Raw genomic sequence first — 24415 nt, 5'->3', positions numbered from 1 at the left:
CACTGAACGCCTTCGACATCACCTTCGACGGCCGCCTGACGGCGGCCCGCCAGTAACCCCAACCACCCTGGTTACACCGCTCGTTTGACAGACCCCATGCTGGAGGGCCGACGCTTCACGGCACAGGCCCAGGCCGAGGGGATTCGAGGCGCTTGACAGGCAACTCAGCCGTCTTCGGCTCCCGAGACAGTGACCTCGGTCAGGCTCGTGCGACGGGCGCGGCGCGTTTCAGGAGCCGGCTTGCGAAAAGACAGTGACGGTGTACGGGCCTGCTCTTATCTTCAGACCATGACCGTAACCGCACGGCGGGAGCTGGTGAGCCCAGCAACCCGCAACGCTTTCCGCTCGCTGGCCACGGACTTGACCGTTCGGATCGTGGCCGAGCTGTGGGAGGATCACGGGTTCGCCCCCATCCCGCCGGATGAGCTGAAGTACCAGGACTCCGGTCAGCGGCGTACTGAATTCATGCTCTACGCGGAGGGTGTGGAGTGGTCGGATCCGGACCAGATTCGGCGTGTGCTCCTGGTCTTCGAGGACTTCATCCGCGCGTACCGGAATCCGGATGATCGGGGCACTCCGAAGTGGCTTGCCGACATCAGGGTCCGGTTGGAGCGTGACGGCTTCGCTCTGGACACGGAGGGGAAGATCTCCTGGTCGAAGCCTCCTGTGCTGGCACGTGATCTCAGCGGGCTGAGCGATGCTTCCGGCATCACGATGGAGTTGGAACGCATCCGGCGGGACCTGACCAGTGACCCCCATGGCGCCATCGGTGCGGCGAAGCAGCTCATCGAGGCGACGGCGAAGGCCGCTCTCGGAGAGCTGCAGATCGAGGTTGATCGGCATGCTGCTCTCCCGGCACTGATCGGCACGGTCCAGAAGGCGTTGAGGCTTGATGCTGGCTCGGCTCCTGATGGGCCCGACGGCAGTAAGGCTGTGAAGAAGATCCTTTCGGGCTCGGTGAACATCGCAGTCGGTGTGGCCGAACTGCGTAATCAGGGTTTCGGTAGCGGTCACGGTCAGGCGAGCGCGCCGTCCGGGCTCGGCGTGCGTCATGCTCGCCTGACGGTCAATGCTGCGGTGACCTGGTGCGAGTTGATCCTGGACACGCTCTTGGACCCTGCTGCCCCGTGGCGCAAGGTCACGGTCCAACCCGTCCTGAACCGCCACGACACGGCGGCGGGCGCGCCGCTGGAGTGAATGGGAGGGCTGGGCTGGTGCGGGTCACAAGCCCGGTACGGCCGGTGCCTGTTCAGTGTCGCGGGTGTTGCTCTCGGTGCTGTCCTTGCCGTGCCGGTGGCGGGGCAGGAAGAGGGCGGGGACGGCGATGAGGGCGGTGAGGGCGAAGGTGATCCAGAAGGCGTAGCCGAAGGAGTTGGCCAGGAGGGGCGCGACGGTGGGCATGGCCTCGGGCGGGATGGAGCCGAGCTGGTCGGTGCCGCTGGCGGCGCCGCTCTGCACGCCGGCGTCGGTGAGCTGGGTGGTGAACCGCTGGGTGAGTGCGGTCACGAGCAGGGCGCTGCCGAGTGATCCGCCGACCTGCTGCATGGCGGAGAGGGTGGGTGCCGCGCGGGAGACCACGTCTTTACTGAGCTGGGTGTAGGAAGCGGCGATGGTCGGCATCATGACCGATCCGAGGCCCATGCCGCGTACGAAGAGGGCGGCGCTGAGCCAGAGGTAGGAGGTGTCGGTGCCGACCTGGGTGAACGGCAGGGTGCCGGCCAGGGCGAGGACGATGCCGACGGGGACGACGTAGCCGGCGCCGATCCGGTCGCTGAGGCGTCCGCCGATCACCATGGCGACGATCGCGCCGAGGCCCTGGGGGGCGAGGAGCCATCCGGCGCTCAGGGCGTCTTCGCCGCGCACGGTCTGGTAGTAGAGCGGGAGGAGCAGCATGCCGCCGAACATGCCGATGGCGACGAGGAAGACGGAGACGGTGCCGCTGGCGAAGCGGAAGTTCTTGAACAGGCGTACGTCGATGATCGACGCGCTGCCGCGGTGGAGGCTGTGCCAGGTGTAGAGGGCCAGGCCGATGGCGCCGGCGATGAGCCAGCCGAGGACGGCCCAGTTGCCGAAGCCGCCTTCGGAGCTGGCCTGGGAGAGGCCGTAGAGGAGGGCGGCGAGGCTGCCGGAGAGCAGGATGAGGCCGCGGGTGTCCAGGCGTCCGGCGTCGGGCAGGGCGCCGCCGGAGGGGAGCTTCCACACGGCCAGGGCGATGGCGAGGATGCCGACGGGGACGTTGACGATGAAGATCCAGTGCCAGGTGGTGTAGTCGACGAGGAGACCGCCGAGGACGGGGCCGAAGACCGGGCCGAGGAGCATGGGGACGCCGAGGATGCTCATGGCGCGTCCGAGGCGCTGTGGTCCGGCGGCGCGGGTGATGATCGCCTGTCCGGCGGGCAGCAGCATGCCGCCGCCGAGTCCTTGCAGCATGCGGAAGGCGATGAGGCTTTCCATGTTCCAGGCCAGTGCGCACAGCGCCGACCCGGCGACGAACAGGGTCAGTGAGGTGATCCAGGTGGCTTTCGCGCCGAAGCGGTCCATGGCCCATCCGGTGAGCGGGATGACCAGGGCGACGGCGAGCATGTAGCCGGTGACGACCCACTGGGTGGTGGACAGGGGGGCGTCGAGGTCCGAGCTGAGGGTGTCCAGGGCGACGTTCACGATGGTGGTGTCGAGGACCACCATGATCATTCCGGCGACGACGACGAGGCCAGTGAGGATGACGCTGCGGTCGAGTTTGTCCGGCTGCTCGGGCTTTACGGATGTCTGCTGCGGGGTTGCCATGATGGCTCCAGCCAGGGGTGAGGGGCGTGGGGTCGGGAGTTCTGCGCGCGGCCCGGTGTGCCGGGTTTCGGGGGTGGGGTCAGTCGGTGATCACCGCTTCGCGGCGGCTCCACTCGTTGCTGTGTGCGGCCTGGAGCATGAAGGCGGCGACGTCGGCGCGGCTGATCCTGGCGGCGCCCTTCATGGGCACCCGCTCGGCGACGCGGTAGGTGCCCTTGGCCGGGCCGTTGGTCAACGCGGAGGGGTAGACCAGGGTCCAGTCGAGGCCGCTGGCGCGGATGCGGTCGTCGGCGATCTTCTTGTTGGCGTAGACGCCCTTGAGCATCGTGCGGTACATGGCCTTCTGGGTGATGTTCGCGGTGTCGAAGGTGTCGCCGACGCCGAAGGACGACATCCACACCAGCCGGGAGACGCCCTGCTGCTGGGCGGCGCCGATGACGGCGGCCGAGGCGTGGTCGAAGAGGCCGCGGTGGTTGAGGGACTTGCCCTGGCCGAGGGCGGAGATGATGGCGTCCTGTCCGAGGGCGGCCGTGGCGACGTCGCGCTGTGCGGTGGCGTCGCCGGCGACGACGGTGACCTGGTCTGCGACGTCGTCGAGGGCGCCGGGGGTGCGGGCCAGGGCGGTGACCGTGTCACCGGCCTTCAGGGCGAGGCCGAGGAGGTGGCGGCCGGTGGGGCCGGTCGCGCCGAGGATGAGCAGCTTCATGAGGGTGGCTTCCCTTCGGTGTCTGCCCTGGGCAGGGCATGAGTCGGGGCGAGTCAGGTGAGGCCGGTCATGGCCGCGCTCTCGTTCCACAGCTGGTCGCGGGCGGTGCGGCTGCGGGCCAGTTCGGAGGGGTCGGGGAAGGTGGCCTTGCCCTTGACCAGGGAGACGTAGAGGCGGCCGGGCGGCGGGGCGAGGTCTCCGGCGGCGACGGCGGCGAGCTGCTCCCCGGCGCGTTCGGGGGTGCCCATGACGTACTCGGGCTTGAAGCGGCCCGCGATCTTGAAGACGGTGCCCATCAGCACGGTCATGAGCGCCTTGCGGGCCCGGGAGGCTTCACGTCCCAGCGAGGTGCCGCCGGTCAGGCCCGGGTTGAAGGCGACCACGTCGATCTTGCGGTTCCTGACCTCCTGCGACGCGGCGAAGGACTGCGCAGTGAGCAGATTGCACAGCTTGGAGGAGGAGTAGGCGCGGATCCCCGTGCCGAAGCCGCCCTTGTCGGGGTGGGCCAGGGCCTTGGGGTCGAGGGTCTTCGGCGCGATCGGGGTGATCGCGGGGTCGTGGGTGTCGCTGGTGGTGATCACCAGGCGCCCGTAGTCGGCCACGTGCGGCATCAGCAGGCGGGCCAGCAGATAGTGGGCGAGGTGGTTGACGGCGAAGGTCAGCTCATAGCCGTCCGCGCTGCGCGCCCCGGTGGCCGCGCTCTGCATGCCGGCGTTCAGCACCAGGATGTCGATGTGGGCACCGTCCAGGCGCGCCGTCACGGTGTCGGCGAACCGGCGGACGTCCGCGAGGGAGGCGAGGTCGAGGGGGACGACCTCGACGCCCTCGGGTACGGTCCGTCCGCTTCCGCGGGCTCCGACGATGACGCGGGCGCCGGGCTGGGCGGCGAGGGTGCGCAGTGCGTGGGCGCCGAGACCGGCGGTGGCGCCGGTCATGACGATGACCCGCTGGGGTGTGGGGTGGTTCATGGCGTGTGGTCCGTCCCTGTCGGATCGGTCGGGTCAGTGCCGGCCGCCTTCCGCAGCGGCTCCGGCCGGGGTGGGGTTCTGCCGTCGGTTGCCGACGGGCCACCATCCCTGAGACCATTGTTACAGTAACCGCAAGGAAATTAACAACTGATAGGAACTGCGTTGTCGAGATCACCAGCCGGCCCGGGAGCTGCGGGCAGTACGTCCGGCGCTGCGGGCGGTACGTCTGCGAGCAGTCACCAGCTGCTCGCGGGCTTCGCGGGACTGCGCAAGGGGCTGCGGCAGTGGATGCAGGCGAACATCCCCACGGACGCGGGGATGACCGTGCCGCGCGCCACGCTGCTGATGGGCCTGATGCTCAAGACCGAGCCCGCCGGCATGGGCGAGCTGGGCGAGCCTTTGGGTATGTCGCCGCGGAACATGACGGTCCTGGTGGACGGCCTGGAGAAGGAGGGGCTCGTCCGCAGGGTCGTCCATCCCAGCGACCGCCGGGTCAAGCTGGTCGAACTCACCCCGGTTGGCAGGCAGTTCGTCGAAGTGCATCTCGGGCCGTCCTACGCTGCGACGGCTTCGCTGTTTGACGACTTCACCGCCGAGGAGCGCGGCGAGCTGCTGCGGCTGCTGCTGAAGACGGCCGATGCGCTGCACGCCCGCGGGATCGACATGCCCCCGCCGCCCGGCCCGAGCTGACCGGCACGGCTATGGACGGCCTTTTGTGAGGAATGCGATGAGACCGGCTACTGCATGGACCACGCGCCACGACGTGCTGCTCGCGGCGGTGGTGTACGGGGTGTCGCTGCTGGGCCCGTTCTTCGACGGCAATCCTGGCACCAGTGCGCCAACCGTCTCCGGCGCGGCCCTGGGCGCGGTGCTGTGCGCCTGCCTGCTGCTGCGGTGGCGCCGGCCGCTGCTGGTGCTGGCCGTGACGGCGGCGGGAACCCTGACGTCCCTGGTGGCCAGCGGGCACAAGAGCCCGCTGATGCTGGCGACGATGGTCGCGATGTTCACCTGCGCGCTGCGCCGCCCGCGCCGGGAGGCCGCCATCGCGATCACCGTGGTCGCCCTCGCGCTGGCGGGGACGAGCGTGGTCTTCGGCCACCGCGGATGGATGGGCCCGGAGAGCGTCGCGCTGCTGGCGCTGAGCGCGACGGCTGCCGCGGCGGGGTTTGCGGTCCGCAACCGGCAGGCGTACGTCGCTGAGGTCGAGGAACGCGCCCGGCGGGCCGAGCAGAGCCGGGAGGAGGAGACCCGGCGCCGGGTGATCGACGAGCGGCTGCGCATCGCCCGGGAACTGCACGACGTACTGGCGCACCACATCGCCCTGATCGCTGTGCAGGCCGCAGTCGTGGACGAGGTGATGGAAGCAGAACCCCGGCAGGCCCGGGAATCCCTCGGCCACATCCGGCGGGCCGCCCAGTCCTCGCTGGAAGAGGTCCGCGCCACCCTCGGGCTACTGCGCCAGCCCGACGCCCCCGACGAAGCCGCTGTCGAACCGGCCCCCGGCCTGGACGCCCTGCCCGACCTGATCGCCGGGTTCACCGCCGCCGGGCTCATCGTCGACCAGGACACCTTCGGCACTCCCGTCGACCTGCCCGCCGCCGTCGGGCTGACCGCGTACCGGCTCGTCCAGGAGGCGCTGACCAACGCCAGCCGGCACGCCTCTCACCCGCGGGCCGAGCTGGCCCTGGACTACCTGCCCTCCGCGCTGCGCATCCACGTCCGCAACCCCGCCCGTTCCACGTGCCCGCCGGGCGGTGCCGCGGCATTCGATCCGCTGGGGCTCGGGTCGGGCGGGCATGGGCTGCTCGGCATGCGCGAGCGCGCCCTCGCCCTCGGCGGGTCCTTCACCGCACACCACCGCGACGGCCGGTTCGAGGTCCGCGCCCTCCTGCCGCACGAAGGGGCACCCGCATGACGATCAAGATCCTCCTCGCCGACGATCAGGAACTGGTCCGCACCGGCTTCAAGATCCTGGTGAACTCCACCCCCGACATGGAAGTGGTCGCCGAAGCATCCGACGGTCGCGAGGCGGTCCGTCTCGCCCCGGCAGCCGACGTCGTCCTCATGGACATCCGCATGCCAGGCTTCGACGGCCTGACCGCCACCCAGCAGATCACCTCCGCCCTTCCGGATGTGCGGGTGCTGGTGCTGACCACGTTCGAGGTCGACGAGTACGTGTTCAGCGCGCTACGCAACGGCGCCAGCGGCTTCCTCGGCAAGGGCGTCCACCCCGGCGAGCTGCAGGAAGCAATCCGCCTGATCGCCCGGGGCGAGCAGCTGCTGTCACCCGGTGCCACGCGTGCACTGATCGGCCGGTTTTTGCGCGGCCCCGCCCAGGACACCGACGCGGCTGCCGACCGGCTCGCCGCGCTGACCGGCCGGGAACGCGAGATCCTCGTCCTGGTCGCGGCCGGGCTCAGCAACGACCAGATCGCCGCCCGCCTCGGTATCAGCCCACTGACTGCCAAGACCCACGTCAACCGCACCCAGACCAAACTCGGAGCCCACGACCGGGCCCAGCTTGTCATGCTCGCCTACGAAACCGGCCTGGTCACCGCTGGCGCACGCCCGCCGCTGTAGGCGGTACTGCGATCGCGGTAGGCCGCAAACCGTACCCCGGGCGCACGATTCAAGGCCATGGGCGGACCAGATTGGTAGGCATCACATCCGGTCCTTGTCCGAGGAGTCACCGTGTCCGCCCTCGCCCGCTGGTGCTACCGCCACCGGCTTGTCGTCGTCGTGCTCTGGGTCGCCGTTCTGGCCGGCCTGGGCCTTGCCTCGACCGCCGCCGGTACCAAAGCCAGTGACAGTTTCTCCCTGCCCGGCACCGAGTCCTCCCAGGCACTCGAACTGCTGCAGGAGACGATGCCCGCCCAGTCCGGCGCGAATGCCACCGTGGTGTGGCAGTCCGACGGCGACGTCCGCGACGCGGCGGTCCGCGACCGCATGGCCGCCACTCTCGAAGACCTGTCCGGCCTACCGGGCGTGAGCGGCATCACCAGCCCCTACAGCGAGCAGGGCGCACGGCAGATCAGCAAGGACGGGCACATCGCGTATGCGTCGGTGAACTTCACCGAGCAGGCCATGGACCTGGACAAGGCCGACCTGGAGAAGTTCGTCGCCACCGCCGAGAAGGCCCGCACCGACGGGCTGAAGGTGGAACTCGGCGGCGACCCGATCACCCAGGCCGCCGAGTCGGAGGCGCCGACCAGCGAACTGGTCGCGATCCTGGCCGCCGCGATCGTGCTGTTCGTGGCGTTCGGGTCGCTGTTCGCGATGCTGCTGCCCATCGCCACCGCCATCGCCGGGGTCGGCACCGGCCTGATGACCGTCACGCTGCTGACCCATGTGACCGAGGTCGGCGATCTGGGGCCCATCCTGGGTGCGCTCGTCGGTCTCGGCGTCGGCATCGACTACGCCCTGTTCATCGTCACCCGCCACCGCTCCAACCTGAAGAACGGCACCGACATCGAGGCATCGGTCGTCAAGGCGATCGACACCTCCGGCCGTGCGGTGATCTTCGCGGGCGGCACCGTCATCGTTGCCCTGTGCGGCCTGTTCGTCCTCGGCGTCGGCTTCCTCAACGGCATGGCCATCGCCTCCGCGGTCACCGTCCTGTTCACCGTCATCGCCGCCGTCACCCTGCTGCCCGCCCTCCTCGGCTTCATCGGCATGCGCGCTCTCAGCCGCCGCGAACGGCGCCACCACAGCGCGGGGACCGGGAACGGTCCGGGCTTCTGGGCCCGCTGGGCAGGCATCGTCGAACGCCGCCGCGTCATCCTGTCCGTGCTCTCCCTCGCCGTGATCGCCGTACTGTCCCTGCCCGTGCTCTCCCTGCGCCTGGGCTCCTCCGACGCGGGCAACCACCCCACCTCGACCACCACCCGCCAGGCGTACGACCTGCTGGCCGACGGCTTCGGCCCCGGCTTCAACGGCCCCCTCCAGCTCGTCGCCGAAACCCCCACCGCCGCCGACCAGCAGGCCCTAGCCGACCTGGCCGACCAGATTGCCACCACCGACGGGGTCGCCGCCGTCACCGCACTGCCCGCCGAGCCCGGCGCGAAGGTCGGCATCGTCCAGGTCGTCCCCGGCACCTCCCCGCAGTCCGAAGAGACCGCCGACCTGATCACACATCTGCGAGACGACGTAATCCCGCCCGCCGAGGACGGCACCAGCCTCAAGGTCTACGTCGGCGGCCAGACCGCGATCTTCGACGACTTCGCCGACGTCCTCACCGGGAAACTCCCCCTGTTCCTTACCGTCATCGTCGCGCTCGGCTGCGTCCTGCTCCTCATCGCCTTCCGCAGCCTGCTCGTGCCGCTCACCGCCGCGGTGATGAACATCCTCGCCACCGCCGCCTCCTTCGGTGTGATCGTCGCGTTCTTCCAGTACGGCTGGGGCTCGGAACCCTTCGGCCTCGGTGCCGCCGGACCCGTCGAGGCGTTCCTGCCGGTGATCATGCTCTCCGTGCTGTTCGGCCTCTCGATGGACTACCAGGTCTTCCTCGTCAGCCGCATGCACGAGGAATGGGTCCACACCGGCGACAACAAGCGGGCCGTCTCCGTCGGCATCGCCGAAACCGGTCGGGTCATCACCGCCGCCGCGACCATCATGTTCGTCGTGTTCATCGCCTTCTCCCTCGGAGGCGAACGCATCGTCGCCGAATTCGGCATCGGACTGGCCGCTGCCGTCGCCATCGACGCCTTCATCCTGCGCACCGTCCTCGTCCCCTCCGTGATGTATCTCTTCGGCAAGGCCAACTGGTGGCTGCCCGCCTGGCTCGACAAGCGCCTGCCCCACCTGTCCGTCGAAGGCCCCACCGAACAGGCCGAGGAGGAACGCCAGCCCGAACCGGCCACCCGCTGAACCCGGCAGACCCCTTCCCTCTGCCGGGGCCGGGGCCGGGCTCTGAGCCTGGCCCCGACAGCGGCGCCTGACCGGCCTTCCCCCGGGGCCGGTAGGCGCCGTCACCCGTTGACCGACACGACAACCGACGTACCGAACAGTCGAAGGAGAGGTGCCATGCCACAGGGCGCTTGGGTGCTGGAACGGCTCCTGCAACGGGCCACCGCCACCGTGGCCGAACCGGCCGGAGACCGATGGCGACGCATCCGCCTCCAAACGGCCGGCCACCTCGACTGGAAGCCGGGACACCACATCCGCGTCCAGGTCGCCCCGCTGTCCCTGCGCTCCCCACGCGACCTGCTGCGCACCTACACCGTGTGGGACTACACCGAAGGCGCCCTGGAACTGCGGGTGTTCGAACACGGTGAAGGACCCGGCGCCCGCTGGGCCCGCGACCTGGCCCCCGGCAGCGAGGTCATGTTCAAAGCTCCCGAAGGCCGCTTCACCGTCCGCCCCGACGCGCCGGACCACCTGTTCATCGGGGAGGAAACCGCGTCGGTGGCCATCGGCGCGATGGCACGCTCCCTCCACGGCCGGTGCCGGGCCCTCATCGCCGTTAACGACGTGGCCGACCAGCTCCCCATCGAGGGCGACGTGCAGTGGATCCAGAACGGCACCACCCTCGCCCCCGACCCCAGGACACTGGTGCAAGCCGTCGCCTCACTGCCGGACGTCCAGCCTGGAACAGTCGCCTACATTGCCGGCGAGGCCCAGACCTGCCAAGCCGTCAAACGCCATCTGCTGCACGAACGCGACTGGCCGCGCCGCGACATCGTGATCAAACCCTTCTGGACCCCCGGCAGACGCGGCATGGACTGACACTCCGCCCCCCCACGCCCGCCGCCCGCCTGAACGCCACGCACGAAAGAGCCTCCACGCCGTGACCCTCGCCCTCATCCTGGCCGTACCCGTACTGCTGGCTGTCATGGCCGGACTGCACTGGTACGTGTGGCGCCGCCTCGTCCGCGACACCACCACCCCCCACAGCCGGGGGCGCCGATGGGGCACCGCGGCCTTCCTTACCGGACCGGCCTTCATGGTGACGGCCTTCGCCGGCTCCTTCGCCGGACTGCCCTTCGGGGCGGTCCAGGTCCTGTCCTGGCCCGCCTACCTCTGGGTCGCCCTCGCCCTCTACCTCCTGATCGGCCTCCTCGTCGGCGAAGCGATCCGGCCCGTAGTGAACCGGTGGTTGCGCCGCCGCGCCACCCGCACGGCCACGCAACGCCCGGCAGCCGAACCCGTCCCCGCACCCGGCCAGGCGACGGATCTGGCACCGCCCGCAGCCTCGTCCGCCGGCGTCGGCGAGACCCCCACCCCCGGCAGCCGCGCCCCCGACGCAGCCCCGGCGGAGCTGTCCCGCAGGCGGTTCACCGCCCAGCTGATCGGCACGGCGACCGCAGTGGTCGCGGCCGGCACCGTCGGCTACGGCACCTACGGCGTCCTGCGCGGCCCGAAAGTCAAGCGGGTGACCGTACCGCTGGCCAAACTGCCCCGATCCGCACACGGCTTCCGCATCGCGGTCGTCAGCGACGTCCACCTCGGCCCCATCCTGGGCCGCAGCTTCTCCGAACGCGTCGTCGCCACCGTCAACGCCACCCAGCCCGACCTCATCGCCGTCGTCGGCGACCTGGTCGACGGATCGGTCGGCGAACTCCGATCCGCCGTCCAGCCCCTCAGCAACCTGACCGCCCGCCACGGCGCGTTCTTCGTCACCGGCAACCACGAGTACATCTCCGGCGCCGAACAGTGGACCGAGCACGTACAGGAACTCGGCATGAAACTCCTTGCAAACCAGCGGGTCGAACTCCCGGCGTTCGACCTGGCCGGAGTCAACGACGTCACCGGCGAAAGCCACGACGACGGCCCCGACCTCGCCAAGGCACTGGCAGACCGCGACCCCCAGCGCACCTCCGTCCTCCTGGCCCACCAGCCCGTCTTCATCGACGAAGCCGTCAAGCACGGCGTCGACCTCCAGCTCTCAGGCCACACCCACGGCGGCCAGCTCTGGCCCATGAACTACATCGCCGAACTCGCCAACCCCACTGTCGCCGGACTCGAACGCTACGAAGACACCCAGCTGTACGTCTCCCGCGGCGCCGGCGCCTGGGGCCCGCCCACCCGCGTCGGCGCACCCTCCGACATCACCGTCATCGAACTGGCCTCACGGCAAGCCTGACGTGAACCCGCTGGATGGGGTCAGGTCATTCTCGTTCCGGTGGCCCCAGTGAGGGTGGAACCAGCCAGTAGCGGAACTGCGCGCTCCAACCCTCCGTTGCAGTCCAACAGCACCATTCGACACCCCCAGCGTGATGACCCCCTCCGACCAAATTCACTGTCGAAAGTCCGAAACGACTAGGTTCACCGTCAAACGCCCCGATTATATGTCAAAGGGTAAATTGGTCCCTTTGACATTCAATCGGGGTGTTTGACAACGGACCCTGTCGCTTCAGCTGTTCTTGCAGTGAGCCTTTTCCAACTTCACGCTGACGCGTGGTGAAGGACGAGGACGGCCTGGACGATCGCCGTGATGCGGTTGGTGCTGCAGCGGAGCTTCCGGAGGGGACACCAGCCCTTCAGGGTGGCCATGGCCTGCTCGCCGCGGCAGCGGATCTTGGCGTGTGTGCTGTTGTGGCGGCGCTGCCAACGCTTGAGGCGGCGGCCGCGGATGGGCAGCCGGATGGAGCCGCCGGCGCCCTGGTATGCCTTGCCGGCCCAGCACTTGAGGCCTGTGTCGGTAAGTGCTTCGACGATCCCGTGGGCGCGGGCCGCAGTCAGGTCGTGGGTGGAGCCGGGCAGCGCAGGCGAGGCCCGGAGCAGGCGGCCGAACGGGTCGGTGAGGACTTGTACGTTCATGCCGTGGCGCTTGTGTTTGCCCGAGTAGTACGGGGTGTCGGCGGCGATCCTGTCGATCGGCAGCAGGGTGCCGTCCAGGATCACGAACGCCTTGGTCCGCGCGACGCGCATCGCTTCGTTCAGGGTGGGAGCGAGGGCGAGGGCGGCCAGCGCGTCGATGGCCTCGTGTATGTAGCGGTATGTGGTCGCGATGCCGATACCGAACGGGTTGCGAGCTGGGCATAGGTGTCACCGCACCGCAGATGGGCCAGGGAAAGGAGAGCCTGGCGGCCTGCGGTCAGACGCCACCACCGGGTTCCGATCTCACCTCTCCGGGCAGCGAGGCGTCCGGTCAGGTACCGCAGGGTGCGACTGGAAAGGTTGATCGACGACGGGTAGACAAGCACACGAGGCTCCTGGTGGCTACGGGCGATCTTGGCCGAGAACCCGTTTACCAGGAGCTTCGTCGTTGTGCGGATCCGTCCAACACGCGGCCAGCGCCGTCAGGTTGGACGTGGCTGCTCTTGTTGCGCCCGCGCTCAGACCGTTTGCCCGCGCCTGTGTGAACGCCCATCTGTGCCGTCAGGTTTCGCTGAATGTCCGCCGAAAGGCGCCGGGTGTGGTGCCGAAATGTGTCCGGAAGCGGCGGCGCAGGTTGACCGCCGAGGCGAGTCCGACTCGGGTGGCGACGGCTTCCACCGGAAGGTCGGTCTGCTCGAGCAGTATCCGTGCCGCGTTGAGGCGCTGGCTGAGCAGCCACTGTCCGGGGCTTGTACCGAGTTGTTCGGCGAAGCGTCGGGCGAGGGTTCGGCTGGAGAGGCTGGCCCTGGTCAACTCGGTGGGAGCTGATGGTCAGCGAGCTGGTGACGAACGCGATCCGCTACGGCAGGAGTCCCGTCCGGCTGCGGCTGATCCGCCAGTCCACGCTGACGTGCGAGGTCTTCGACGCCAGCAGCACCGCGCCGCATATGCGACGTGCCCGGTCCTTCGACGAGGGCGGTCGCGGACTGCTTCTGGTCGCCCAGCTCGCGGAGCGCTGGGGCACGCGGCACAGCAGGGAAGGCAAAGTCATCTGGGCCGAGCAGGCCCTGCCCGAGGGGAGCGCCGGTCTCCGAAGGTGACGGCTTCCCAGGGGTGTTGAGCGGTACGTCCTGTCGCCCCGCAGTGGCCTGCTGACGGCCTCTCCTTGGTGCGCCGTCTCGCTTCGATCACAGTCATGCCGAGAGAATCTCACATACTCATTGCATGTGATATTCATGCTGAACGAAGCGTGAGGTGTGCCCACGAGCAGCACCTCTCCCTTCCGTATGCGAGTGGCGATGAGCGCCGACCGAGCGCCGCGCCCGCCGCTGACGGCGTCGGTCGTTCCCTGGTCGCCGCACCTGAGCCCCTCCCGCACCCCCCTTCACAGTCCCGGAGGCTTCGTGTTCCCCAAGCAATCTCCGCCCTCGCAGGAGCCGTCGCTCGACCCCCGGCCGTCGGGGAGCGACTCACATCTCGGCGAGCATCTGGGCCGCCTCCAGCGCAGGTTCCTGGTTGTCAACGCCGCTCCCCTCGCCGTCGGAATGTCGGCGGCGGCCTTCACGGACATCCCTGCAATACCGCTGTACGGGCGGTTCACTCTCGGTCTGGCATGGGGAGCCGTGCAGTGCGCCCTCCTCGTCGCCACTGCCTGGCAGTACGAGAGTCGAGCCACGCGCGAGTGCGATCCTCTCGAGGGGTCCCTCACGGCATCCGGCCCTTCCCAAGCCGCTTCAACGGCTTCTACGGCATGGAGCGTCCGCGATCCGCGAGGGGCGCGTCGATGACCGCCTACCTTCCGGGCCCGGGAACGGTGACGGCCGCCGCGATCGGCTCTGAGGCCCGTGCTCCCGTGATCATCGCCTTCCTGCTCTTCATCGGGCTTTCTCTCCTGTGGATGATCATCCTCACCACCCAGGAGGATCATCCGGAGAAGCTCTACCTCGCCGGCCGCTCTCTCTCCCCTCGTTTCAACGGCGTTGCCATGGCCGGCGAACAGATATCCGTGGTCACCCTGCTGGCCGTCCCCGGGGCCATCGCCCTTTACGGGTACGACGGATACATCGCGGCCATCGACGTCCTCATCACGTTGGGCGTCCTGCTGCTGCTCGCCCAGAAGATCCGCGAAAGCGGCCGATACACCCTCGGTGACCTGTTCGGCCTGCGTGCGACAGGCACGGCCCCGCGGATCGCTGCAACCGTCGTGACCCTGGTCATCGCCGTCCCCCTCATCATGATCCAGCTACGCGCGGCCGGTATCAGTGCCGCGTTCCTGATCGGCATGTCGGACAGTCATGTCCAAGTGATCTGCACGGTGTTGATGGGGTGCCTCGTCGCATGCTTCGCCGCGGTGAGCGATCTCCGGGGCACGAGCTTCATGCAGGTCGTCAAGGTGCCCCTCACTCTGCTGACGCTGACGGTGGTGACCCTGCTGGCCCTCGCCAAGTCTGACTGGGACCCCGGAGCCCTGCTCTCCGCGGCCGTGACGAACAGTGCGGCTCCGGACGACTACCTGAGCCCCAGACTCTGGACGTACGCGGCGGACGTGGAGCCACTCAACGCCCTCGGCGGGCATCTGGTGGTGATCCTTGGTACCGCCGTGACGCCCCACCTGATCCTGCGTGTCGGCGCGTCTCGCACGGGGCGCTCGGCGCGACGGTCCACAAGTGTCGCCACAGGGCTCGTCGGCGCCTTCGTCCTGCTGCTCATGACGACCGGCTTCGCCGCGGCGGCCGTGGTGGGCAGCGGCGGAATCCGGGCCGTGGACGCCATCGGCCAGGCGTCTCCCATCCTGCTGGCCTCCGGAGTGCTTCCCGACCACTCGACCGCACGCACCGCGCTCATCACCGTCATGGCCTGCGTCGCGTTCCTCGCCGTGCTCACGACCGTGACCAGCGTGGCCTTCGCCGCCGCCGTCTCCCTCGCGCGTGACGTGTTCCGGCCGCGAGCCATGCGGGCCGACCGGGCGGACACGAGCGCCGGAGAGATTCGGACCCTGCGTCTGGGCGTCGCGGTGCTCTGTCTGATCGGCCTGTCGCTCGCCGCCGCCACCCACGACTACCCGGTCGAGTTCCTGCTCACCTTCGCCACGTGCGTCGCCGCGACGTGCGTCTTCCCCGCGCTCCTGTACTCCCTCTTCTGGCCCCGGTTCGACCGCCGAGGGCTCCTCTGGTCCGTCTACGGCGGACTGCTGCTCTGCGTCGCGCTCACGTTTTTCTCGCCCACCGTCTCCGGGACCCCGTACGCGGTGTGGCCGGACGCGGACTTCGACTGGTTCCCACTGGAGACCGCGGGTCTGGTGTCCGTGCCCGGCGCGTTCCTGCTTGGGTGGCTCGGCAGCCGCACCGGCCGCCGGGAAGCCACCGAGGACCTTGTGAGCGCGCGCCGCTGACCAAAGCGGCCGCCGCCGGAGGGCCGGCGGCGGCGCCTTGACGTGCGTACGTCTCAGACGAGCTGCCGCGGCTTCGCGTGCTTCCCGGCCGGAGGCTTCCGCAGGCTCGTGCCCTCCACGTCGAGGTCGGGCAGCAGACGGTCCAGCTCCTTCGGCAGCCACCACGCATACCGGCCGGCGAGCGCGAGAACGGCGGGCACGAGCGTCATGCGGACGGCGAAGGCGTCGATGGCCACACCTATGGCGAGAGCGAAGGCGATGGGCTTGACCAGTGCGTCGTCCAGAGGGACGAACCCAGCGAAGACAGTGAACATGATCAGCGCGGCCGCCGTGACGACCCGCACGCTGTGGCGTGCTCCGGCGACCACGGACCGGCGAGCCTGGCCGGTGTGGACCCACTCCTCGCGTATGCCGGACACCAGGAACACCTCGTAGTCCATTGCGAGGCCGAACAGCACCCCGACCAGGATGATCGGCAGGAAGCTGACGACCGGCCCACTGTGCGAGACGCCGATCAGGTCGGCGAGCCAGCCCCACTGGAAGACGGTGACCACGGCCCCCAGGGACGCGCCCACGGACAGCAGGAAGCCGAGGGCGGCCTTCAGCGGGATGAGCAGTGAGCGGAAGACGACTGTCAACAGAACCAGGCTCAGTCCGATGACGATAGACACGAAGGGCAGCAGCGAGTCGCTGAGCCGGTTGGACAGGTCGTTGGCGACGGCCGTCGTGCCCGTGACGGAGGCGTCGGCGGTCTTCTCCATGCCGGATGCCGCCTCCCGGATGTCCCGTACGAGCCGGTCGGTCTCTGCGCTGTCGGGGCCGCTCGCCGGGATGACCTGGACGACGGATCGTGCGGGGTCGCGGGTGGGCTCGGGCGGCAGTACCGCCGTGACCCCCTTCAAGCCGTGCAGTCGCTGAGCCACCTCGGTGCCGGCCTCCACGCCGGACCCGCGCTGCGCGTCCACCAGTACGAGAAGGGGACCGTTGAAACCCGGTCCGAACTTGTCACTGACGATGTCGTAAGCGGTGCGCTCGGTCGATCCGGTCGGGGCGGAGCCGTTGTCGGGCAGGGCCAGGCGCAGACCGGCGGCCGGCAGCGCCATGGCGGCGAGGACGCCCGCGACGACGAGGATCGTGACCAGGGGCTTCTGGATGACCGTACGGATCCAGCGGGTGCCCATGGTGGGGCCGCCCCGCTCGGCGTCGGCTGCCCGCCGGGCGGCGCGGCTGCCGGGACGGGGGGCCAGTCGCGCCCCGGCGAAGCCGGCGAGGGCGGGGGTCAGGGTGATCGCGGCCAGGACGGCGATCAGGACGGCACCGGCGGAGCCCAGGCCCATGGTGGTCAGGAACGGAATGCCGATCACGCTCAGGGCGGCGAGCGCGATGATCACGGTGCCGCCCGCGAACACGACGGCGCTGCCCGCCGTTCCCACGGCCAGGGCGATGGACTCCTGTGGATCGACGCCCCGTGCGAGCTGCTGTCGGTGCCGCGCCAGGATGAACAGGACGTAGTCGATGCCGACGGCCAGGCCCAGCATGAGCGCGAGGGTGAGGGCGGTCGAGGAGACGCCCAGCAGTGGTGTCACGGCGAGCAGCCCGGTCAGCCCCACGCCGACGCCGACGAGGGCGGACGCCAGCGACATGCCGGCAGCGAGCAGGGACCCGAAGGTCACGACGAGCACGATGACCGCGACGCCCACGCCGATGATCTCCGAGGGTCCGATGTGGATGCCCGAGCTGGCGTACACGGTGCCGCCGACGGAGGTCTGGAGCCCGTCGCGCTCGGCCTTCCCGGCGATGTCCTCGATCGCGTCGACGGACGAGGCGTCGACGTCGACGTACTCGACCGGGTACAGCACCTGGACGACCGCCGTGCTCCCGTCGGCGGATATCGAGCCTGAGGTGACGGGGTCGATCGCCGCGCTCACCTGCGGCGCCTTCTGCGCGGCAGCGGTGGCTTCGGCGATGGCCTCGCCGTATCGGGAGGCGGTGATCTTGCGGCCCTCGGGCGCGGAGAACACGATCTGCGCGTTCGCGCCCACGGCTTCGGGCAGCGTCGTGCGCAGGTCGTCCAAAGCGCGCTGCGACTCCGTCCCGGGTACGGAGAAGCGGTCGTCGGTGGTGCCGCCGAACACGGCGACGCAGGTGACGAGAGCGGCCAGTACTCCGAGCCAGAGGCTGAGGACGAGGCTTCGGTACTTATAGGCACTACGGCCCAGTCGGTGGAGCAGGACAGCCATGGGTGACTCCTGGGGTGAGGGATGCGGGATGTGCGCGGGAGGTGCGCCGACCGCCGTGCCATGCAGAGAGCATCTGACATACATAGTGTATGTGATATTCATGGCGGGGTGGAAATGCTGAGAGACAAGTACGCGGAGAACACCCGCCGGGCCCTGCTCGACACGGGTCTTCGCCTCTTCACCGAGCGGGACTTCTCCGCCGTCTCGGCCGAGGAGCTGGTGCGCACGGCCGGGCTGACCCGGGGTGCGCTGTACCACCACTTCAACGGCAAGCCCGGACTCTTCGAGGCCGTCTTCGAGGAACAGGAGCGCCGGGCCACCGAGCGCATCAGCGCGGCGGTCTCCTCCCTCGGGGACCCGATCGAGCGTGCGGACCGAGCTGTTCACGCGGTCCTCGACGTATGCACCGACTACACCTACCGGCACATCGTGCTCCAGCAGGGCCCCATCGCCCTTGGCTGGCCGCGCTGGCGGGAGCTCGACCAGCGTCACCTCGGCGGCGTGCTCGTCGGCATCGTCGAAGCCGCGCTCGCGGCCGGCCGTATCCGGCCCTACCCGGCCGGGCTGATCGCTGGCGCGTTCTACGGCGCCCTCACCGAACTGGCGCTCACGATCGCCGAGTCGGACAATCCCGAGCAGGCCAGGGACCAGGCCGCGAGCCTGGTGGCGGATCTTGTCGGCGGACTGGCGCTCGGTGGCGGCTCACCGTCGGAGTGACAGGTGGTGCACCCTGTCGCGTCAGGGCGCATACCGGGGTGCACTCTTGTGTAGAGACGGGCAGGGCCGTCTCGGCACCGTAGCGGTATGTCAACTTTCCATGAGTTCAGCGCTTCCCGGCTGATGCCGGTCCCGGTGGCAGCGGTGTGGGACGTCGCCAGCAACCCGCGCCGCAACGCCGAGTGGTGCAACAACGTGCAGGGGGTGACCCGGGCCGACCACAGCCTCGAAGTCGGTCAGAGCTTCGAGGAGCGGAGCGTCGTGCTCGGCCCCTGGACGTCCATCACCACGTGGACACTGCTGAGCAGCGACCACCATCGCGAGCGCAGGTACACCGGAAAGGGATTCCCGGGCGTCAGCGAGGTCCGGCCCTTCCTGCGGTTCGAGCCGATGCTCGACGTGTCCGGATCGGAACACACCCACGTCACCTACGGGTCGGCGCTCGCGTTCCGACTCAAGGGCCTCGACCGGATCGTGGCGGGCCTGCTCAGAGGCATGCTCGTGGCGGAGTTCACGACGTCCCTGGCCAATCTCGAACAACTCGCCGCGCACCAGGCCGCGGCTTCGTACAAGGACGGTGCGGCATGAGCGCCGGAGCCGCGGAGACGGCGGGGATCGAGTACACGTCCTTCAGCGGATGGATCGATCCTCCCGCCGAGCACGCGCCGGCGGTCGAGGGTGAGATCGAGACCGACGCGGTCGTCGTCGGCGGCGGCTACCTCGGCATGGGCACGGCCCTGCGACTGGCCGAGCGGGGCATCGACGTGACCCTGCTGGAGGCCCAGTTCTGCGGCTGGGGCGCGGCCTCGCGCAACGCCGGATACCTGACCAACACCCTGGCCGGTGACGCCCGGATGCTGGCCGCCCTCCACCCGCGGCGGCTGAGGGGGGCCATCCGCTTCGCCGACTCCTCGGTCACGTACTCGGACGCGCTGATCGAGCGGCACGGCATCGAGTGTGACTACGAGCGGACCGGCAACGTCATCGCCGCGGTGACCGAGGGGCAGCTGAGGAAGTCACGGCAGAGCGCCAAGATCCTCGTCGGTGCCGGGGCGGACGCCGAGTTCGTCCTCGGCCGCGAGTTCGGACTGCCGGACGCCTTCCTCGGCGGGATCTTCGAGCGGGCGGGCGGAGTGATCAACCCCGGCAAGTACGCCCGCGGCCTGCGCGACGCGGTGCTGAAGTCGGGAGCCAAGGTCTTCGAGAACAGCCCCGTCGGGGAGATCCGGCCCGGTCCCGCCGGCGTGGTGGTCACCACCCCCAACGGACGGATCCGGGCCGAACGCGTCGTCATCGCCAACAACGCGCACTCCCGCGACCTCGCCATCACCCCGCCCCGGATGTCCGCACCCGTGTGGGTCTCCCTCGTCGAGACCGAGCCCATCGAACCCGAGCGACTGCTGGCGACCGGCTGGACGAGCCGGGTGGGCATCTCCACCCATCATCTCGTCCTGGAGAGCTTCCGCATCACCCCGCGCAACACCATCCTCGTCGGCGTCCGCAACGCCGAGGCCGGGCGTGGCGCCCTCGGCGCCCGCGAGGTGGATCCGCGCGTCGCCGCCGATCTGGTGCGCGGGTTCCGTCAGCGGTTCCCCTCACTGCGCGACGTCGCACCGCGGCGCGCGTGGGGCGGATGGATCGCGATCACCCCGTCCTGGCTGCCGGTGGTGGGCGAAGCCACCGACAACGTCTACTACGCCATGGCGTGCAACGGCCACGGCCTCGCCCAGGCGCCCTACCTCGGTGCCCTGCTCGCCGACCGGCTCGCCGGCGGCACGCCCCATGAGGATCTGCGGAACCTGTGGCGTCCGCGCCCCTGGTTCACTCCCTCCCCGGCGTCCAGCTCGCTCCTCCTGAGGGCCGTGTGGGAGCTGGACCGGCTGTCGGACCGGTTCGGCCGCCGGGGAGACTGACCCGCCGCGGGAAGGGGCCGGTCCGCCCCGCCGGTCGCCCGTTCCGCCGATCACCCTTCGCGCAGCTGGACCAGCATCAGCGCGGCTGCCACGCTGGGCGCGTTCTGCGCGAGGGGCAGCGGCAGGAGCTGATCGGCGCGAGCGAGACGCCGCTCGACGGTGTTCCGGTGCGTGAACAGGCGCTCCGCGGCGCTCGACGCGTTGAACCGCTCACTCACGTACGTGAGCACCGTCTCCCGCAGCTGGCTGTCCGCCGCCGCGAGGTCCCCCAGCGTGTCGGCGACGAACTGCTCCGCCTGCGCCAGGTCCGCCGACAGGACGGACACCAGCTGGACGTCCTCGTAGCGGGCGACAGCGCGTACGGACCCCAGCCTGGCCAGGACCCGCTGTGTCGTGGCGGCGTCCAGGTGGCTGCGGCGGAATCCCGCGAGGTCCTTCGCCGGCCGGCCCAGCGTCACCCGTACGCCCGGCAGGTCGGTCAACTCGCGCTCGATCTCGGTCACAGCCGGGGTGCGGGCGGCGGGCATCCAGAGCCACAGGGCAGCCGTGCTCGCGACGAGCGTCAGCCGGCGATTGACCCCGCAGGCCCGCATGACGCGTTCGGCCGCGGGCTCCAGACGGTGTGCCCGCTCGACGCCGTCGATCCAGACGATCGCCGCGACGTGACCGCCGGTCAGGGCGTACCCGAGCCGGGCCTCCGCCCGCGCCCGCTTGATGGGGGCGCCTTCGAGCAACAGCTGCACGGTCGCGTGCCGTTCTGCCTGCGCGCCGCGGGCGAGGTCCTGCCGTTCCGCTTCGATGCGAGCGGAGAGCGCGCCCATGGAGTCGTCGACGTAGGTCGTGATCGAGTAGGCCGAAACCTCCAGGAGCTCGCGCAGTTCGTCGTGATCTTCCGTGGCGGCGAAACACGCGTCGATCCACAGACGCCATGCGACACGCTGCACGGCCCGCCAGGATCCGAGGTCGTCGATGTCCATGCCCCGTCGCACCAGGTCACGGGCGAAGTCGAGGATCTCCGGTTCGACACAGGGCGGCACGCGACGACCCGGACGGTGGATGTTCGCGGTGAGCCAGTGCATGAGGCTGGCCTTGTTCATTCGCCGGTCACCCTCGGCGAGCACCGGATCGTCGACGATCGCCCGGTACCGGGTGCCTCGCTGGGAGGCCGCCAGCAGTTCCTCGACGATCTCCGGAGACGCCTGCAGGAACCGCTCGGCGACCGCACGCATCAGCGCACCCACCTCGTCCCGCGGCGGAGACCACAGCTCCTCGGACTCCGGTGCACCGTCCGGCGCCGATCCCGTCTCGTCCATGTGTGCATGGTGCACCATCGCCTCCCGGCTCGGTATCAGGCAGGCTCCGGCCACGCCGGATCGCCCGGCGACGCGTACCGGGCACGGGGCTCGGTACGCGACGCCGGGCTCCGGAGCGTGCGTCCGCACGCCGTGACACGGAGGGTCGCTACACGGTCGCGATGTGGTCGGCGATCTCGCCGATCACATGGTCCGCCAAGGAATCCGGAAGGTGGTGCCCCATGCCGGGCACGACGAGGAGCCGGGCGCCCGCCACGGCGATGGCGGTGGCGTGTCCGCCCGACGGATCGACCATGAGGTCGCGGTCACCGTGGATGACGAGTGTCGGGGTGGTGACCGCGCCCAGCTCCGCCGTACGATCTCCCGATGCCTGGATCGCCTGGATCTGGCGGGCGATGCCCGCGGCTCCGTCACCGGCCGTCCGGTCCCAGGTGATGACCGCGTGGACGGCCTCCGCCACCTCGTCCGCCGGATAGCGCGTCCCGGCCAGGTGGGCGGTGAGCCGCAGGTGTGCCCTGACCGCCTGCGCCCTGGTCCGTGGCGGCGAGCTCGCCAGGAGCAGCTTGGTGGACGCCGTCGGCCGCCCCACCCTGGGGTCCCCGGTCGTCGAGTAGATCGAGACCAGCGAGCGTGTGCTCTTCGGGTACCGCGCGGCGATCGACTGCGCGATCATTCCGCCCATCGACCGACCCACCAGATGGGCAGGGCCGACCTCCAGGTGTTCAAGGAGCAGTGCGCTGTCCAGGGCGAGGTCGGCCAGCGTGTAGGCGTCATGACGCGGCCGGGCGAGCACCTGGCGGAGGACGCTCGGCGGCGGACTCGTGACGTACGTCGACCGGCCGCAGTCCCGGTTGTCCATGCGGATCACCAGCAGTCCGCGGGACACGAGGGTGTCGACGAAGTGCGGCGACCATGCGGAGAGGTCCTCGCCGAGCCCGCCGAGCAGCAGGACCGGCGGCGCGCCGGCCTCGCCGTCGAGGCGGTAGCAGACCCGGGCGCCGTTCGGCAGCCGGAGGAAACGGTCAGGTGAAGCGGTGACGGCTTCGCTCGTTCCGGTCATCGGCGCACTCCTCTACTCGCCGCCGCGCGAAGCGGTCCGCGCCGGCTCGCGGAACGTCTGGTCTCCCCGGGAACTGAACCGCAGACTGTCGTCGAACAGCGGTCCCCGCAGCAGCTTGGCGTCCTCCGGGTAGGACAGCGCCATCTGCCAGGGCTGTGCCGTGCCCTGACGCGGCGTGATGTCGCTGGAGCGCTGGGCGTAACCGGCGCTGATGTCCATGACGGGCCGTGTCTCCATGCCGGGTTCCGCCACGGCGACCGCCGTGTCGTACGCGAACGCGTCCATGTGCCTGACCAGATCACAGAAGTAGCGGCAGACCAGGCTGATCTTCAACGTCCACGACGAGGTCGTGTACCCGACGGCCATGGCCAGGTTGGGGATGCCCGACAGGAGCGTGCCGCGGTAAGTGATCGACTTCGATGTGTCGATTGGTTCGCCGTCCTTGAAGAGGTCGATTCCGCCCAGGACGCGCATGTTCAGGCCAGTCGCCGTCACGATGACGTCGGCCTTGATCTCACGGCCGGACGCCACCAGGATGCTGTCCTCGGTGAAGCGGACGATCTTGTCAGTGGTCACGGAGGCGTGCCCGTCGCTGATCGCCCTGAAGAAGTCCCCGTCCGGCGCCAGACAGAGACGCTGGTCCCACGGCTTGTACGGGGGATTGAAATGCGTGTCGATGTCGAAGCCGTCCGGGAGCGCCTTCTTGTTGACGTAACGGATCAACGCCCTTCCCGCACGCGGGAATTTGCGAAGGCCGACGACGATTCCGCGGTCCATCCAGATGTTTTTGAACCGGGTCAGCGTGTATCCCCGCTGCTCCCCGAATATCCGGGTCAGCAGCAGCGCCAGCGAGTCCACCCGCGGAGCCGGCATCACATAGGTGGGCGTGCGCTGCAGCATGGTCACGTGCGAGGCCGCGCCCGGGCCCGTCGCCATCGACGGGACGATCGTGATCGCCGTGGCGCCACTGCCGATCACCACGACCTTCTTGCCCGCGTAGTCGTAGCCCTCGGGCCAGTGCTGGGGGTGCAGGATGTCGCCGGTGAAGTTCTCGCGGCCTTCGAAGTGGGGCGTGTACCCCTTGTCGTAGCGGTAGTAGCCGGTACCGGCGAAGATCCAGTTCGCCTTGATCTCCTTGCGGACGGGCTCCTCGCCTTCCGCGCCGTCGACCTCCACTGCCAGCGTCCACATCGCCTCCTCGCTGGACCAGTGGGCGGAGACGACACGGTGCCGCAGACGGATGAGCCGGTCGAGCCGGTTCTCCGTGACCGTCTCGTGGAGATAGTCTCGGATGAGGGGGGCGTCGGCGATGGCTGCCCGGTCCTTCCAAGCCTTGAACTCGTATCCGAAAGTGTGGAGATCCGAGTCCGACCGGATCCCGGGATACCGGAACAGGTCCCAGGTACCCCCGATGTCCTCCCGGCCTTCGAGCACCACCACCTTCTTGTGGGGGAAGGTCTCAGTCACATAGCGGGCGGCACCGATGCCGGAGATGCCGGCACCGATGATCACGATGTCGAATTCCTCGGTCGCGCTCTTCGATTTCCTCATCACATTCACCCTTT

At 69.5% G+C, this 24415-nt stretch carries 18 protein-coding genes and 3 pseudogenes; 12 read left to right on the top strand and 9 right to left on the bottom strand.

Going from position 1 to position 24415, the window contains the following annotated elements; genetic code table 11:
* Positions 1 to 288: 288 nt before the first annotated feature.
* A complete protein-coding gene (locus tag ACFW01_RS13505) occupies positions 289 to 1197 on the top strand; it encodes an abortive infection family protein (RefSeq protein WP_234959115.1) in 909 nt (302 codons plus the stop codon).
* Positions 1198 to 1221: 24 nt separating this feature from the next.
* Here ACFW01_RS13505 and ACFW01_RS13500 read toward each other — a convergent pair whose 3' ends face one another.
* The 3 genes from ACFW01_RS13500 to ACFW01_RS13490 form a co-directional block, all read right to left on the bottom strand.
* Positions 1222 to 2784, bottom strand: coding sequence for an MDR family MFS transporter (locus tag ACFW01_RS13500; RefSeq protein WP_234959116.1), 1563 nt, complete (start codon positions 2782 to 2784; stop codon positions 1222 to 1224).
* A gap of 79 nt (positions 2785 to 2863) precedes the next feature.
* Positions 2864 to 3490: an NAD(P)H-binding protein gene (locus ACFW01_RS13495; protein WP_234959117.1), complete on the bottom strand. Its 627-nt coding sequence runs from the start codon at positions 3488 to 3490 to the stop codon at positions 2864 to 2866.
* 53 nt (positions 3491 to 3543) lie between these two features.
* The gene (locus tag ACFW01_RS13490) at positions 3544 to 4458 is read right to left on the bottom strand and encodes an SDR family NAD(P)-dependent oxidoreductase (protein ID WP_234959118.1); all 915 of its coding nucleotides are present in this window, start codon (positions 4456 to 4458) and stop codon (positions 3544 to 3546) included.
* Between the two features lie 288 nt (positions 4459 to 4746).
* Between ACFW01_RS13490 and ACFW01_RS13485 the strand changes: the two genes are divergently transcribed.
* The 6 genes from ACFW01_RS13485 (at position 4747) to ACFW01_RS13460 (ending at position 11539) form a co-directional block, all read left to right on the top strand.
* A complete protein-coding gene (locus ACFW01_RS13485) occupies positions 4747 to 5148 on the top strand; it encodes a MarR family winged helix-turn-helix transcriptional regulator (RefSeq protein ID WP_384503592.1) in 402 nt (133 codons plus the stop codon).
* Between the two features lie 37 nt (positions 5149 to 5185).
* Positions 5186 to 6373 carry a sensor histidine kinase gene (locus ACFW01_RS13480; RefSeq protein WP_384503590.1) on the top strand — a complete coding sequence of 396 codons (1188 nt, stop codon included), beginning with the start codon at positions 5186 to 5188 and terminating at the stop codon, positions 6371 to 6373.
* A complete protein-coding gene (locus ACFW01_RS13475; RefSeq protein ID WP_234959121.1) occupies positions 6370 to 7038 on the top strand; it encodes a response regulator transcription factor in 669 nt (222 codons plus the stop codon). The genes ACFW01_RS13480 and ACFW01_RS13475 overlap by 4 nt, the downstream gene beginning before the upstream one ends.
* 111 nt (positions 7039 to 7149) lie before the next feature.
* Positions 7150 to 9324: an MMPL family transporter gene (locus tag ACFW01_RS13470; RefSeq protein WP_384503588.1), complete on the top strand. Its 2175-nt coding sequence runs from the start codon at positions 7150 to 7152 to the stop codon at positions 9322 to 9324.
* Between the two features lie 156 nt (positions 9325 to 9480).
* Positions 9481 to 10182 carry a siderophore-interacting protein gene (locus ACFW01_RS13465; RefSeq protein ID WP_234959123.1) on the top strand — a complete coding sequence of 234 codons (702 nt, stop codon included), beginning with the start codon at positions 9481 to 9483 and terminating at the stop codon, positions 10180 to 10182.
* 61 nt (positions 10183 to 10243) lie between these two features.
* Positions 10244 to 11539 (top strand): metallophosphoesterase, encoded by a 1296-nt coding sequence (locus ACFW01_RS13460; RefSeq protein ID WP_384503586.1) that lies wholly within the window; start codon positions 10244 to 10246, stop codon positions 11537 to 11539.
* Between the two features lie 302 nt (positions 11540 to 11841).
* Here the strand turns inward: ACFW01_RS13460 and ACFW01_RS13455 are convergent.
* Positions 11842 to 12602: pseudogene (locus tag ACFW01_RS13455) on the bottom strand (transposase family protein).
* 175 nt (positions 12603 to 12777) lie between these two features.
* A pseudogene (locus tag ACFW01_RS13450) lies at positions 12778 to 13020 on the bottom strand (helix-turn-helix domain-containing protein); the annotation flags it as partial.
* A 17-nt stretch (positions 13021 to 13037) separates the two neighbouring features.
* On the opposite strand from ACFW01_RS13450, the pseudogene ACFW01_RS13445 reads away from it, so the two are divergent.
* Both ACFW01_RS13445 and ACFW01_RS13440 read left to right on the top strand, forming a co-directional pair.
* Positions 13038 to 13316 (top strand): annotated as a pseudogene (locus ACFW01_RS13445) (ATP-binding protein); the annotation flags it as partial.
* A gap of 683 nt (positions 13317 to 13999) precedes the next feature.
* Positions 14000 to 15607 carry a transporter gene (locus tag ACFW01_RS13440; protein ID WP_234959125.1) on the top strand — a complete coding sequence of 536 codons (1608 nt, stop codon included), beginning with the start codon at positions 14000 to 14002 and terminating at the stop codon, positions 15605 to 15607.
* A gap of 53 nt (positions 15608 to 15660) precedes the next feature.
* Here the strand turns inward: ACFW01_RS13440 and ACFW01_RS13435 are convergent, their stop codons facing one another.
* Entirely contained in the window at positions 15661 to 17847 is a 2187-nt protein-coding gene (locus ACFW01_RS13435) for an MMPL family transporter (RefSeq protein WP_384503584.1), read from the bottom strand.
* A gap of 114 nt (positions 17848 to 17961) precedes the next feature.
* On the opposite strand from ACFW01_RS13435, the gene ACFW01_RS13430 reads away from it, so the two are divergent.
* The 3 genes from ACFW01_RS13430 to ACFW01_RS13420 all read left to right on the top strand — a co-directional run bounded on the left by ACFW01_RS13430 (position 17962) and on the right by ACFW01_RS13420 (position 20477).
* The gene (locus tag ACFW01_RS13430) at positions 17962 to 18564 is read left to right on the top strand and encodes a TetR/AcrR family transcriptional regulator (RefSeq protein ID WP_234959332.1); all 603 of its coding nucleotides are present in this window, start codon (positions 17962 to 17964) and stop codon (positions 18562 to 18564) included.
* An 87-nt stretch (positions 18565 to 18651) separates the two neighbouring features.
* Positions 18652 to 19152, top strand: coding sequence for an SRPBCC family protein (locus ACFW01_RS13425; protein WP_234959127.1), 501 nt, complete (start codon positions 18652 to 18654; stop codon positions 19150 to 19152).
* Positions 19149 to 20477, top strand: a complete 1329-nt coding sequence (locus tag ACFW01_RS13420; protein WP_234959128.1) for an FAD-binding oxidoreductase — start codon at positions 19149 to 19151, stop codon at positions 20475 to 20477. Before ACFW01_RS13425 ends, ACFW01_RS13420 begins: the two co-directional genes overlap by 4 nt.
* A gap of 50 nt (positions 20478 to 20527) precedes the next feature.
* On the opposite strand, the gene ACFW01_RS13415 is transcribed toward ACFW01_RS13420, so the two are convergent.
* The 3 genes from ACFW01_RS13415 to ACFW01_RS13405 all read right to left on the bottom strand — a co-directional run bounded on the left by ACFW01_RS13415 (position 20528) and on the right by ACFW01_RS13405 (position 24401).
* The gene (locus tag ACFW01_RS13415; RefSeq protein ID WP_234959129.1) at positions 20528 to 21790 is read right to left on the bottom strand and encodes a helix-turn-helix domain-containing protein; all 1263 of its coding nucleotides are present in this window, start codon (positions 21788 to 21790) and stop codon (positions 20528 to 20530) included.
* A gap of 148 nt (positions 21791 to 21938) precedes the next feature.
* Positions 21939 to 22850, bottom strand: a complete 912-nt coding sequence (locus tag ACFW01_RS13410) for an alpha/beta fold hydrolase (RefSeq protein ID WP_234959130.1) — start codon at positions 22848 to 22850, stop codon at positions 21939 to 21941.
* 12 nt (positions 22851 to 22862) lie between these two features.
* Positions 22863 to 24401 carry an NAD(P)/FAD-dependent oxidoreductase gene (locus tag ACFW01_RS13405; RefSeq protein ID WP_234959131.1) on the bottom strand — a complete coding sequence of 513 codons (1539 nt, stop codon included), beginning with the start codon at positions 24399 to 24401 and terminating at the stop codon, positions 22863 to 22865.
* Positions 24402 to 24415 lie beyond the last annotated feature (14 nt).

Origin of the sequence: Streptomyces sp. NPDC058985, assembly GCF_042740985.1 — a bacterium.
Classification (GTDB): domain Bacteria; phylum Actinomycetota; class Actinomycetes; order Streptomycetales; family Streptomycetaceae; genus Streptomyces.
The sequence above is the reverse complement of the archived record's forward strand: the minus strand, read 5'-3'. Positions and strand labels throughout refer to the sequence as shown.